Genomic DNA, 12,873 nt, shown 5'->3' with positions numbered 1-12,873 from the left:
AACTTCTGCTAATCAGTGGACAAAGGTACCTTTTTTTCAGCTTTTGTGCTATACTTTTAATTCGTTATTTACGGCGGAAGGAGCACATAAAGAAATGAATGAAAGACAACTAGAACAACAGCATGTGGATGAAACGACTCACTTGATCCAACTTGAACAAAAGCTGCTGGACAATAAACAACAAACGCTCACACAGGAAATGAATGATTCCACGAAAGAGACTGCTACCCATAAGATCCGTGCCGGTTCAAATGAATCTTTTTATGAGTCAGCTGTTGAATACCGCCAACACGAGCAAGAACTACTTTTAAAATACCATACACTCGAAGCACAGCAAAAACGTCTGCAAACCCTAGCGGTAATGAAAGAAAACCCTTTTTTTGCTCGTATTGACTTTAAAGAAGAAAGTGAAGCTGAAACACTTTATTTAGGGATTGCTTCATTACGAGACCTCGCAGAAGAAACGATCGTGATCGATTGGCGTGCGCCTATCGCAAACCTTTATTATGAAGGAGAAATCGGTCCTGCCTTTTATGAAACCGATACTGAAAAGATCAATGTTGATTTATTATTGAAACGCCAATTCAAGATCGTAGATGGGAAAATCGTTTCGATGGTCGATACATCTGAAGTGATCAATGATGATTTCTTACTAGAGATTTTAGATGATGCATCAAGCGCACATATGAAAAATATCGTTTCCACCATCCAAAAAGCACAAAATGCCATCATTCGTGATACACAGAGCAAAGTCATGTTAATCGAAGGTATCGCCGGTAGCGGGAAAACATCTGCTTTGCTACAGCGCATTGCTTTTTTACTTTACCATAATCGAAAATGGCTTGAAGCTGAAAATGTGCTATTGTTTTCACCAAACCATCTTTTTTCAGATTATATCTCGACCGTCTTGCCTTCTTTAGGTGAAAGCGGCGCTCCTACGCAAACATTCAAAAGCTATTTGGAACAACTCGTTCCAGAATTCACGTTGCTGGAAGAAGACCAGCAGGAAGCTGGCTTTTTATCTGGTGACAAAGATCTAGTCAAAACGTTAAAAAGCAGTTTGACGTTGATTGATCATATTGATGCGTATATCGAAACGATCACAAATTACGGTCCCCTGTTTCGTGACATGAAAATCAATGGACGTACTATTTTGTCAAAAGAATCGATCCGCACCTGGTACCAAGAAACCAATGAACTGTTGCCATTACATCAACGTATTTCGCTCTTACAAACAAAATTATTAAAAAAATTGGGTGGATTACAAAAAGACGAAACCCGTCAACAATGGGTCAAAGATCTGGCAGAAGAACAATTACAAGAGTTGTATGCGACTGATCCTAATCTAGAATACACCGAGCAAAAAGAACGCTCTTTACGTAAAAAACTAGCAAATCAAATCGTCAAAAAACGATTCCGGCGTATCTATCGCGGAATCATGAATTATCAATTCGTCAATATTACGAAACAATACCTGCATTTTATCCAAACAATTCCAGAAATAGTTTTGGCAAAGAATCACATCAGTCCGCAAATGTGGCAAGAACATGCAATGCGACTAAAAGAAAATCTGCGTCAACGTTACTTGCAGCAAGAAGATGCTGTCTTATTCTTCTTGTTGATGCGCAAAGTGTATCCTGTCTCCGCCACACAAAAAGCACGCTATATCTTCATTGATGAAATGCAAGATTTCGCTCCTGCACAGGTAGCTCTTTTACAGGCGGTTTATCCGAAAGCGAATTTGACATTTTGTGGTGATTTGAATCAAAATGTTTTTGGGAATGAAACGATTACGGGTTCACTTGACCAATTATTCAAAGAGCAGGAAGTCACTCATTTTCAATTAACGACGAGTTACCGTTCAACAAAAGAAATCACTGATTTTGCTAATCACTTTTTGTCAAAAGAAGACCATGTGGAAACAACTGCTCGCAAAGGAGAGCTCCCAGTCATTGTGGAAGGCACTTCCTTAGAGGCTCGCTTAAATTGGCTGTCTGACTCACTTGAGCAAGCACAGGAAAAAACACGTTATTGGCGCACAGCGATCATTGGAAAAACGCAAGCTGAATGTGAACAGCTCTATGAGCAACTACCGAGTGTCCTAAAAGAAAAGATCCAATTGATCTCAAATGAAACAGACTTCATGAAACGACAAATCGTTTTATTGCCTGCTTTCTTAGCGAAAGGATTAGAATTCGATCGTGTATATCTCTGGAATATCGATCAAGAAAACTTTTTCTCAAGCCAAGACAAGTTAGTCCTTTATACGATGTGTACCCGGGCAATGCATGAATTGAACGTGATGACATCTGAAACTAGCCCTCTGATCGAAACGATGCCCTCTGCGCTTTACACTAAAATAAACTTATAAGCAGAATAAATGGCGGTAACAGAAATATTCTTTTGAAAATAAATATTTCTGTTACCGCCTCTATTTGGTTTTTAGGAGCACAGAAATCAAACCACGAGTTCGGTGTCCGGATATTTTAATTTAACTAAAGAGATGATCATTCGCAACTCTTCCATGTTTTCAGGATATTCAGGATCAAACAGCTTACTATGACGACCGATTCCACCATTATCAATCAAGCGATAAATTCGATTCCATTCGATGAATTGCTCAAGCGTCTGAAAATTACTGAGGGGGTAACCGCCACTGTCAAGAATCTCCGATACTCTAAAAGCTAGATAGGCACTATCAATCACCTTTGCTTTTTTTAAATCATACTTTTCATTTTTTTCGATCAAGATTTTCCCCGGTTGATGTTTAAGGCTCCATTCCAATAACCGAAAAAAAGCTTCCATTCGATAATCCTCTTCAAATAATTGATAAGCAGAATCTGAACGTCGAAAAAGCAGAGGAATCAAATAATTTCTTTTGTATATCAACATGGGTGCACGATCCACCATACACTCTAGATAACGATTGAGATACCCAGTTCCGACATAGTTCCCTAAGCGGTAGCCTTCTACCCCATAACGTGCATATTTCTGTGCCAATTTCGAACAATCTGCTACATTCACAGCTAGTTCTTCGATTTTCTGGTAACCGCTTAAAATACGTTCAAAAGGCTCTAAACTAATTTTTGCTTCCATACTCTTCCCCGCCTACATCCACATTACTATGTATCATTTTTTCAAATAATACTTATAACATAATAATAACACAGGACTAAAAAGAATAGAAAATAAATCATACGAAATTACGACAGAAAGTTGCGTTGTGCTATATGTTCGCTCCTCCTTGAGCAAAAATCTAAGACTTCTCTTTTATACTTACGTGTTTCATTTTTTTAAACGTCACATCTGCTCTTTTACATAAAAAAAAGAATGTGGCCCAAATCTAAAAATCAGTTTTGGTACAGTCGCTCGAATAAACGGCGCCCAAAAGTCAGGTTTTTCGGAAATGTAAAAAAACGAGCAATACAAAAAGCGTATTGTTCGTTTTTCTCTCCAATTTCTCAAACCAAAACGACTTTTGTCTCGATCTTTTGGATGCTTAATCTTCTAAAGCTACATTATGGAAGACATGTTGCACATCTTCTAGATCTTCCAACGCATCGATCATTTTTTCAAATGTTTCTTGATCTTCTGGAGATAATGTTACTTCATTTTGGGGGATCATTTGGATTTCTGCAATTGAAAAATCAGAGATCCCTTTTTCTTTTAAGGCCTCTTGGATACCATGGAAATCTGCTACTTCACCGTAAACGATGATTTGACCATCTTCTTCCATCACATCACGTACATCAATGTCTTTATCCATTAGGTATTCAAGGATTTCATCCGCATCTTCACCCGCAAATCCAAAGATCGCTGTGTTGTCGAACATGTAGGAAACTGCCCCTGAAACACCCATGTTTCCGCCGTTTTTACCAAAAGCAGCACGTACGTCAGCTGCTGTACGGTTCACATTATTTGTCAATGTGTCGACAATGACCATTGAACCACTTGGGCCAAACCCTTCATAGCGTAGTTCAGAGTATGTTTCATCGCCTGCACCTTTGGCTTTTTCAATTGCACGATCGATGATATGTTTAGGTACGTTGTAAGTTTTAGCGCGTTCAATGACGAAACGTAGTTTTTGATTGGCATGAGGGTCAGGGTCACCTGATTTTGCTGCCACATAGATTTCGATCCCAAATTTTGCATAAACTCGGCTGTTATTTGCATCTTTAGCTGTTTTTTTCGCTACGATGTTTGCCCATTTACGTCCCATATTCTCACTTCGCTTTCTAATTTAATCGTTCTTTTATCATTGTGTGTTACACAAAATGTCCTGTTCCATTATACTTGTGTTTTCTATTTCTGTGAAGTATTTTTTCTATTTCCTATTTTTTTATTCATAGATATAGGGTCTTCTACCAAAATTTTGTTCCTGAACACTTGGCGCCAACTGGTAAATTTGATCACTCCGTATTAAAAGATGTGCAACCTGTGCTTCCTGTTTGCCTATTTTTGCAAACAGCGGGAGCGTTCGTTTTTCTTTCAAAAATACTCGTCCTTTTTTTGTCGAACCCAATATATTTAGATACAGATGTGCTTGTTGCCTTTTTATTTCTTCCGTTTTGATATTTAGCAGTGTATAACAAGCTAAACGTTGCAACCTCGTCCACGTATAGCGCTTCGTTTTGACCAAATCAATAAAATCAGCAAAAGTCGTCGCTTCTTTCGCCGCTTTTATCAGTCGCACTTCGATTCCCTCTGTCATTTGATAAATTGTTTGTAATTCTTCTGTTTCTGAAGACAATAATCGATAACGGAGTAGTGGCCAATAGGTTTCCCACGTCTGCATTGAGGCAGACTGAAAAATTTTGGCTGTTTCAGTTGGTACATAATGATCGATTGCTCTTTTTTCGCTCAATGCTTTTCGAATGGCCGTCGCACTAGCAATTTGCTGTTCTGGCAGTTCTTGATCATGATATCCTGCATTCTTTCGAGCAATCGGTACTAACTGCATGGGTCGATCATAACAGGCGTTTTCTTTTGCATAACTCAAGCCTAAAATATGATTGGGTGACGAAAAATCTAAATTCATTTCAGGGTAGAGTTGATTGAATACTTCTGTCATTTTTTGTGGATAGCTCATGGTTTGATCCACTAATTGCAAGAATGCTTGATCTATTCTCTTTTGGTTTTCCTGAACAAATGATCCGAATGCTTGATAATCAAACGATTGCTCTCCTTCTGTACCAAAGCATAAATAATCACAGCCAATCTTCTGTAATAAACGAACTGCCCCCCTGGCAAAGTAATCTGCTGATTGAACTGACCATTCTATCGGGAGTTCGATCACTAGATCAATGCCATTGGCAAGAGCTGCATTCGCTCTCGCCCATTTATCTAAAATGGCTGGCTCTCCTCGCTGTAAAAAATTACCGCTCATGACTGCGATAACAACATCAGCGCCTGTCTGTTTTCTCGCCATATCTGCATGATAGCGATGACCATTATGGAATGGATTGTACTCTACGATAATACCGCAAGCTTTCATCTTTTACCCACCTTGCTTAAAATAACTACAAATGATTAAAATCAAACCATTGTGTATCCGTATACTCCCAATCTACAAAAATCGAAAAGTAAGCCGAACCATCAGAAAACGATAAAGTCTTTCTGATTGTCCGACTCATTTAGTGAAGCTCGGGGCTTCTTCTATGACTTCTATTCTTTATATGCAACAAAAAATAGTCTTTTTGTCTCTTCAGATGGTTGGTCATCCGTAAAATCAGCATATGCTTCTACTTTAGAAAAACCGCTGTTTTCTAGCATTCTCAAGTAATTATCTAAAGAATATGTTTGCTCTTGGTGCAACTCATCCTCACGAATGAATGTACCTGATCCTTGTGGGTCTTCTACAAAAAATGTCAAGAAATGTTCGATACTGTGTTTTTCTTTTCCTGGGTAACTATCCCATAAGAAAGCAAATCGATCATTTTGATAATGGTAGCTATATTCTGGGAAAACTGTATCCACTTGGTAAATGGAATGGACATCAAATAAAAATCTTCCTTCGTCTTCTAACGCTTGGTAGACTTCATCGAACACTTGTTGCACTTCCTGTTCATTCTTCATATAGCACAGAGAGTCTGAAAAACAAGTAATAGCCTGATACTGGCCCATCTCAGATAAATCAAGCATGTTCCCTTCCACAAACTGGATAGAAGCTTCTTCTTCATATGCGCGTTGACTAGCGATCATCAGCATTTCTTCCGATAGGTCCAAACCAGTCACATGGTAACCATCTTTGGCAAATGCCACAGCCAAAGCACCTGTTCCACAAGCTAACTCCAAAATATTTTGGGTGTCTTTGGGTAAATGGCGTTTCGAAAAATCTAGCCATTGCTGATACAGTGTTTCATCCATTACTTCGTCATAAACAAAAGCAAATGTTTCATAAGCCATATTAATCTAACCAATCAGTTAGATCGACTAATGGTGCATCAGACCACAATTTTTCTAAATTATAAAAACTTCTTTCAGGTGCATGGAAAACATGGACAATGACGTCTCCAAGATCGATCAAGATCCATTTTCCGCCTTCTTTTCCTTCAACTCTTCTTACTTCGTAATTACTTTCTTCTTCCTTATCAAGGATTTCTTCTGTAATGGCGTTGATTTGACGTTCGCTATTTGCAGAGCAGATCATGAAATAATCTGCTAATAGAGAAACTTCACGAACATCTAAGGCAATGATGTCTTCTGCTCGTTTTGAATCTGCTGCTTTGACAGCGATTTGTAATTGTTCTTTGCTATTGATAATAATTTCCTCCTAATAGAGCAGCTGTTATTTTTGAGCCACCCAACGATTATATGTTTCAATTGTTTTGGGATAAATTTGTTGTTCTTGTTCAATGAGATGAGCCAATGTATGCTTGGTTTCAAACGCTACCGCTTCATCAAGATCGATCAAAGCAAGTTCACGTGCTTCTTTTACGCCAGGAAATACACGACCAGGTTCAATGTAGTCCGCCACATAGATGATCTTATCCAACAGAGACATTTTTGCCGCCCCCGTAGTATGAACACGTATGGCATGAAGGATTTCTTCGTCTGTAATACCAAGTTCTCTTTCGACAAAAGAAGCTCCCACAACACCGTGCCAGATCGCATTGCCATAGTCCAGTAATGCTGTATCATAACCATCTCTTTTGATCACTAATATGAATTCATCATCTGGACGTTCTTTTGCGTAATCGTGGGTCAGTGCAGCGATACTCGCTTTTTCAGGAGAACAGCCGTATTTTTCTGCCAATGCGATTGCCATTTCTTCGACACCAAGGACATGTTTGAACCGACGTTCACTCATTCTCATCTGGATTTTTTGCATCAATATCTCTCTCGAATAACCCGTGTATTCTTCACTATAGTTCATCTTGATATAACCCTTCTTTCTGGATATAGTCAATCACTTTATCAGGAACGAGATAACGAACAGAACAACCTTGTTGGATCTTTTGTCGTATCTTCGTTGAACTAATATCGATTTCAGGTACATCTACCCAGATGACAGGATATGGTGTCTCAGTCGTATAACCGGTACGCTGAATCCCGACAAAGTTTACCATTGTGACTAATTCATCGATTTTATACCATTTAGGTAAGTATTCTACCATGTCGCCACCGATAATAAAATAATAATCCGTTTCTGGATTGTTTTGAGTCAATGCCTTCATGGTATCATACGTATAGCTCTTACCTTTTCGAGTCAATTCGATCGTTTCTATTTTTAAAAAGGGATTATCAGCTATCGCAAGTTCAAGCATCTTTAAGCGATGGGAAGCATCGATGGTCTTTTTTTCATCCACATGCGGTGGTTGATAAGACGGCATCAAATAAACTTCATCCAAACCTAGATTTTTACCTGCTTGATCCGCCATAACTAAATGAGCAAGATGGACAGGGTTGAACGTTCCCCCAAGAATGCCTACTTGCTTTCGTTTCTCGAAAATTTGTGGCATTGCTTGAGGAAACACTTGGGAACGGACAAAAGATTTCGCTTGCGATTTCATTATCGTCACTCCTTAAATTGCTCTAACTTCTTTCGATATACGTTGATATTTTTCCTTGGAAGAAGGTTTATATAAAACAAGGACCCGACCGATGATCTGAACAACTTCACATCTTACTTCTTCTTCTAAAATTTTTGCCACATCCTCAGCAATCTCATCCGTATTTTGCAATAAGGAAACTTTGATCAACTCTCTTTTTTCAACTGCTTCGGCAATCTGCACCATCATTGCTGAATTGATTCCACCTTTTCCTATTTGAAAGATTGGTTGTAAATGATGGGCTTTACTACGTAAAAAACGTTTTTGTTTTCCTCTTAGACTCATATCGTTCCTTCTTCCTTAAATCAATGCTTTTCTTTTCATTACATTTACCCCTTTAGGCGCCCAACCCGCTACGACAGCAGGTTGCATAACAGTGATCCAGCCTAAACCAGCAAATACGATGTCCGTTTTCTCTTTGACAGAAAATTCAAAACGGACAAGTTCTGGAAACGCTGCTACTTCATCAGGACGAGGCGGTTGCAATAAACCACCTACGTGTTTTTCATAGAATTCATCCGCTTTTTCCAATTTTGTTCGATGTAGATTCACATCATTCGACACATAAGCAATAAAAGAGCCACGTTCGCCGCTGATAAAATCAAATCTCGCTAATCCGCCTAAGAAAAGGGTCTGTCCTTCATTCAGTTGGTAGCCTTTAGGTTTGATTTCCTTAGTTGGCGCAATGATCCTTAGATCTTTTTTTCCTAAATAATGAGCCATTTGATGGCGATGGATGATTCCTGGAGTATCAACCAAAAAGTGTCCATCATCCAAAGGAATCTCGATCTTATCTAATGTAGTTCCGGGGAACTGAGAAGTCGTGATGACATCTTGGACACCTGCTGTATTTTTGATGATCTGATTGATCAACGTTGATTTTCCAACATTTGTCACACCAACGATATAGACGTCTCGTCCTTCACGGTATTCTTCGATTTTTTCCAGCAACATTTCCATTTCATTCGCTTTTTTGGCACTAGTCAATAGGACCTCAACAGGACGTAAGCCAGCTTCAAATGCTCGTTCTTTCATCCATTGGATCATTTTTGGTTTTTTCAAAGATTTTGGTAAAATATCCACTTTGTTTCCAACTAATAATACTGGATTATTGCCCACAAAGCGATGCAGCCCTGGAATCAATGATCCGTTAAAATCAAAAATATCGACTACATTGACGATCAATGCGTCTTTTTGTCCTAGTTCATTCAATAATCGTAAGAAATCATCATCTGTTAAGGATACATCTTGGATCTCATTATAATGTCTCAAGCGAAAGCATCGTTGACAATAGACCTCGCCAGATGCTAAGCCCTTTTCTAATACCGCTTTTGGTGTATACCCTAACTCATTAGGATGTTCGGTTTGGATCACCGCTCCACAGCCGATACATTGTAGTTCTTCGTTCATTCAATTCCACCTCGCCAGCCCATATCAGGATTGTGTGCTAATAAATAGGCCATGATTTTACGTTCCCAAAAACGATTGAATCGTGTTTTCCAGCTATCCGTATCGATGATGGGCTTCACTAAAATACTACGGATTCCCGCTCGATTCGCCCCTCTGACATCTGTCATGATTTGGTCGCCGACCATCACTAATTCATCATCTGAAAGATTTAGTTTTTTCTTTGCATTGTTGATTCCTAGCGCGAGTGGTTTCATGGCTCTTGCCACATACATCAGTTCGAACTTATCAACAGCACGTGCAACACGATCCGAGTTGTTATTTGAAACTACAACAACTGGGATACCAGCATTTCTCATCTCTAAAATCCAATCGAGCAATTCTTCTGTGCCATCTGGATTATTCCAAGCAATCAATGTATTATCCAAATCAGTTAAAACAGCTTTGATCCCCAGTTTTTTTAATTGTGCAGGGGTAATTTTGTAGATGGCATCCACCATCCATGTTGGTTTATAATTTGAAAACATGTTGTCTCCTCATCTGCAAAAAATGAAGGAGCACGAAACGTACTCCTCAACACTATATTATACTGCAAATGTTAAAAAAAAACTACCTCTATACCTGAATTGTTTTGGAATAAATGTACCTAAAAGAAAAAACTACGAACTGCTCTCCCTTTGACTAGAAGACCATTCGTAGCTATTTCTCTAGCTTTATAAGACTTTGGATAAAAAGTCCACTGTTCTAGGATTACTTGTATGTTCAAATACTTCAGTTGGTGTACCTTCTTCTACTATGACACCGCCATCCATGAAAATGACACGGTCACCCACTTCTTTAGCAAAGCCCATTTCATGAGTAACGATCACCATAGTCATGCCTTCTTTTGCTAGTTGTTGCATCACTTCTAGTACTTCACCAACCATTTCAGGATCAAGCGCAGAAGTCGGCTCATCAAAAAGCATCACATCTGGTTGCATGGCCAAAGCTCGTGCAATGGCGATCCTTTGTTGCTGCCCACCTGATAAAGATTGTGGGTATGCATCAGCCTTATCAGAAAGCCCGACTTTTCCCAATAAGTCTTTGGCAATCTTTTCTGCTGCTTCTTTTGAGAGTTTCTTTACTTTTATTGGCGATAATGTAATATTCTGCAAGACTGTCATATTAGGGAAAAGATTGAATTGTTGAAAAACCATACCCATTTTTTCTCTAGTCTTAAAAATATCGTTTTTCTTATCGGTGATATCTGCTCCTTCAAATTCGATCTTGCCTGTAGTTGGTACTTCTAATAGATTGACACATCTCAGCAATGTACTTTTCCCTGAGCCAGATGGTCCTAAGATCACGACAACTTCCCCTGGAACGATTTCGGCAGATATGTCCTTCAATACCTCATTATCCCCAAATTTTTTATTTAAATGACTGATTTTGATCAATGCTTTACTCATCGTGCTTTACTCCTATCTCTGGTAGCCTTTACCAAGTTTTTTCTCCCATAAATTCAATAAACGAGAAGTAACGAACGTCATGACGAAGTAAATGCCCGCTGCTACGAAATAAGGCTCTAAAGGGATATATGAGTTTGAAATGACGATCTGTGCTGCGCCCATCAATTCATTGATCCCAATCGCAGTTAGCAAAGAGGAATCCTTGATCAATGTAATAAATTCATTCCCTAATGGTGGTAAGATGTTCCTCAATGCCTGTGGAAGAATCACATAACGCATCGTCTGTGCTGGACGTAGCCCTAAAGAATAAGATGCTTCTGTCTGTCCGTAATTGATAGCCATGATGCCTCCACGAATGACTTCAGCAACGTATGCTCCAGAGTTCAAAGACAATACGATCATCCCCGGAAGCAATCTTCCTAGATCTACAGTCAGCACACCTAGTTCTACACTTTTTGAAGGAAAGAAACCTTGTAGTAGCAGAAAACCGATCATGATTTGTAAAAGCATCGGTGTGCCCCGTAATACTTCAATGTAAATATTAGTTATCCAATTCAATGGTTTGTTTTTTGATAATTTCATCAAAGCCATGACTAAACCAATCAGTGTTCCTAGGACAACTGTGACAATCGAAATAATGATCGTGATTCCCGTACCAGAAACAAAGTACGGGAGATATTTATCTAAAAATGAAAAGTTCACGCTTTATACCCTCTATTCTGTAGCTGTTTTTTCAGCTAGTTCATTGTTCTTTTTAATAAATTCATCGACTTTTCCTTCATCGTTCAACTTTTTGATGATGGTATTCAATTCTTTTTGCAAGTCACTGCTGCCTTTTGGTAATGCAATCGCGAATGCTTCATCAGCAGATGGTTTAAGCGTAATATCAGCAATTGTCAAATCAGGATTTTGAGCGATATATGATTCCGCAATCGTTTTTTCTACAACCATCGCATCTAATGATCCTTGATTCACTTCCACTACCATATTTGGCACTTTATCAATCGTTACTAGTTTAGAACCCTCAATCTGTGTTTTTACAACATCTTCTTGGATAGAACCTTTTTGGGCACCCACATTTTTGTCTTTCAATGCATCAGTACTTGTGTAAGCATCTTTATTCTTTTTGTTGATGACAACAACTTGTGGTGGATTGTAGTAATTATCCGTAAAGTCAAACTGTTCTTTTCTTTCATCAGTAGCAGAGATGGCAGAAATCGCAATATCCGATTTACCTTCTTTCAATGAAGCAAGTACAGTATTAAAACTCATATCAGAAACTTCAGCTTTGACCCCTAATTCCTTAGCGATCTCATTGACTAGATCGATATCAGAACCAACGATTTTATCTTTTCCATCCACCATTGTATGGAATTCAAATGGTGCGTAATCGGCAGATGTCGCAACTTTCAAGACACCGCTTTTTTTGATCGCTGCTAATTGATTGTCTGATTTATCAGAAGAGCTAGAAGAAGAACCCCCGCTACTTCCACATGCTCCTAAAGCAAATAAAGCTAAAGCTGTAACAATGATACCTTTGATTTTTTTCATTTTATTTCCTCCTAATACGAAACTTTCTATTCAGTGAAGTTATTATAGCATGAAAATTTCAAAAAAAAAGCATTTTTTGTATATTTATTAAATAAAAATGCAGAATACGGTTTTTAATATGAATATATACACTTATTTAAGTATAATTAAAGGAATGTAAATGAAAAAAAGTATAGTATACTTATTTACGAAGAAGCCTACCTCTCTTCTGTTGAGAAAACATCTTTAGATCAAGTAATTAAATCAAAAAATATTTAGCATTGATCCATTAGCAAAATACCAGAAACAAAAAAGTATGTGCATCGCCTTTTTTCGGCTCTATACTTTTTGATGTTGGTGAACTTCGCCAACATCTTTTTTGTATAAAAAAATATAGAAAAGACACCCTGAAATCCTTTAGAATTAATTTGCCCAAC

The 12,873-nt window shown here is 38.4% G+C and carries 14 protein-coding genes; 1 reads left to right on the top strand and 13 read right to left on the bottom strand.

What is annotated here, in order from left to right:
* Window positions 1-94 precede the first annotated feature (94 nt).
* Window positions 95-2,371: an RNA polymerase recycling motor HelD gene (gene helD, locus ED2_RS10160; protein ID WP_016177124.1), complete on the top strand. Its 2,277-nt coding sequence runs from the start codon at window positions 95-97 to the stop codon at window positions 2,369-2,371.
* An 86-nt stretch (window positions 2,372-2,457) separates the two neighbouring features.
* Here helD and ED2_RS10155 read toward each other — a convergent pair whose 3' ends face one another.
* The 13 genes from ED2_RS10155 to ED2_RS10095 all read right to left on the bottom strand — a co-directional run bounded on the left by ED2_RS10155 (window position 2,458) and on the right by ED2_RS10095 (window position 12,457).
* Window positions 2,458-3,096, bottom strand: coding sequence for a hypothetical protein (locus ED2_RS10155; protein WP_005877839.1), 639 nt, complete (start codon window positions 3,094-3,096; stop codon window positions 2,458-2,460).
* A gap of 403 nt (window positions 3,097-3,499) precedes the next feature.
* A complete protein-coding gene (locus ED2_RS10150) occupies window positions 3,500-4,219 on the bottom strand; it encodes a YebC/PmpR family DNA-binding transcriptional regulator (RefSeq protein WP_060789783.1) in 720 nt (239 codons plus the stop codon).
* Between the two features lie 120 nt (window positions 4,220-4,339).
* Window positions 4,340-5,494, bottom strand: coding sequence for a nucleotidyltransferase (locus tag ED2_RS10145; RefSeq protein ID WP_005877836.1), 1,155 nt, complete (start codon window positions 5,492-5,494; stop codon window positions 4,340-4,342).
* A 170-nt stretch (window positions 5,495-5,664) separates the two neighbouring features.
* A complete protein-coding gene (locus tag ED2_RS10140) occupies window positions 5,665-6,405 on the bottom strand; it encodes a class I SAM-dependent DNA methyltransferase (protein WP_005877822.1) in 741 nt (246 codons plus the stop codon).
* Between the two features lies 1 nt (window position 6,406).
* A complete protein-coding gene (rsfS, locus tag ED2_RS10135; RefSeq protein WP_098049580.1) occupies window positions 6,407-6,763 on the bottom strand; it encodes a ribosome silencing factor in 357 nt (118 codons plus the stop codon).
* A gap of 24 nt (window positions 6,764-6,787) precedes the next feature.
* Window positions 6,788-7,375, bottom strand: a complete 588-nt coding sequence (gene yqeK, locus ED2_RS10130; protein WP_005877814.1) for a bis(5'-nucleosyl)-tetraphosphatase (symmetrical) YqeK — start codon at window positions 7,373-7,375, stop codon at window positions 6,788-6,790.
* Window positions 7,365-8,015 carry a nicotinate-nucleotide adenylyltransferase gene (locus ED2_RS10125; protein WP_025479907.1) on the bottom strand — a complete coding sequence of 217 codons (651 nt, stop codon included), beginning with the start codon at window positions 8,013-8,015 and terminating at the stop codon, window positions 7,365-7,367. The genes yqeK and ED2_RS10125 overlap by 11 nt, the downstream gene beginning before the upstream one ends.
* Before the next feature lie 9 nt (window positions 8,016-8,024).
* Window positions 8,025-8,336: a ribosome assembly RNA-binding protein YhbY gene (gene yhbY / locus ED2_RS10120; RefSeq protein WP_016177123.1), complete on the bottom strand. Its 312-nt coding sequence runs from the start codon at window positions 8,334-8,336 to the stop codon at window positions 8,025-8,027.
* Between the two features lie 15 nt (window positions 8,337-8,351).
* Window positions 8,352-9,461 carry a ribosome biogenesis GTPase YqeH gene (gene yqeH, locus ED2_RS10115; protein ID WP_060789782.1) on the bottom strand — a complete coding sequence of 370 codons (1,110 nt, stop codon included), beginning with the start codon at window positions 9,459-9,461 and terminating at the stop codon, window positions 8,352-8,354.
* A complete protein-coding gene (locus ED2_RS10110) occupies window positions 9,458-9,985 on the bottom strand; it encodes a YqeG family HAD IIIA-type phosphatase (protein ID WP_005877806.1) in 528 nt (175 codons plus the stop codon). The genes yqeH and ED2_RS10110 overlap by 4 nt, the downstream gene beginning before the upstream one ends.
* Window positions 9,986-10,171: 186 nt before the next feature.
* On the bottom strand, window positions 10,172-10,906 hold the full coding sequence (locus ED2_RS10105; RefSeq protein WP_005877805.1) for an amino acid ABC transporter ATP-binding protein: 735 nt from the start codon (window positions 10,904-10,906) through the stop codon (window positions 10,172-10,174).
* 12 nt (window positions 10,907-10,918) lie between these two features.
* Complete coding sequence (locus tag ED2_RS10100) at window positions 10,919-11,608, bottom strand: amino acid ABC transporter permease (RefSeq protein ID WP_016177121.1); 690 nt, start codon at window positions 11,606-11,608, stop codon at window positions 10,919-10,921.
* A gap of 12 nt (window positions 11,609-11,620) precedes the next feature.
* Window positions 11,621-12,457, bottom strand: a complete 837-nt coding sequence (locus ED2_RS10095; protein ID WP_016177120.1) for a transporter substrate-binding domain-containing protein — start codon at window positions 12,455-12,457, stop codon at window positions 11,621-11,623.
* Window positions 12,458-12,873: the final 416 nt, after the last annotated feature.

Source organism: Enterococcus durans NBRC 100479 = LMG 10746 (assembly GCF_001544215.1).
GTDB classification, from domain to species: Bacteria; Bacillota; Bacilli; order Lactobacillales; family Enterococcaceae; genus Enterococcus_B; species Enterococcus_B durans.
Note: the sequence above shows the minus strand (reverse complement) of the source record. Positions and strands in the feature narration are given on the sequence as shown.

Coding starts and splice junctions, on each gene's coding strand:
- helD (WP_016177124.1), top strand. CDS start 95: ATGAATGAAAGACAACTAGAACAACAGCATGTGGATGAAACGACTCAC.
- ED2_RS10155 (WP_005877839.1), bottom strand. CDS start 3,096: ATGGAAGCAAAAATTAGTTTAGAGCCTTTTGAACGTATTTTAAGCGGT.
- ED2_RS10150 (WP_060789783.1), bottom strand. CDS start 4,219: ATGGGACGTAAATGGGCAAACATCGTAGCGAAAAAAACAGCTAAAGAT.
- ED2_RS10145 (WP_005877836.1), bottom strand. CDS start 5,494: ATGAAAGCTTGCGGTATTATCGTAGAGTACAATCCATTCCATAATGGT.
- ED2_RS10140 (WP_005877822.1), bottom strand. CDS start 6,405: ATGGCTTATGAAACATTTGCTTTTGTTTATGACGAAGTAATGGATGAA.
- yqeK (WP_005877814.1), bottom strand. CDS start 7,375: ATGAACTATAGTGAAGAATACACGGGTTATTCGAGAGAGATATTGATG.
- yhbY (WP_016177123.1), bottom strand. CDS start 8,336: ATGAGTCTAAGAGGAAAACAAAAACGTTTTTTACGTAGTAAAGCCCAT.
- yqeH (WP_060789782.1), bottom strand. CDS start 9,461: ATGAACGAAGAACTACAATGTATCGGCTGTGGAGCGGTGATCCAAACC.
- ED2_RS10110 (WP_005877806.1), bottom strand. CDS start 9,985: ATGTTTTCAAATTATAAACCAACATGGATGGTGGATGCCATCTACAAA.
- ED2_RS10105 (WP_005877805.1), bottom strand. CDS start 10,906: ATGAGTAAAGCATTGATCAAAATCAGTCATTTAAATAAAAAATTTGGG.
- ED2_RS10095 (WP_016177120.1), bottom strand. CDS start 12,457: ATGAAAAAAATCAAAGGTATCATTGTTACAGCTTTAGCTTTATTTGCT.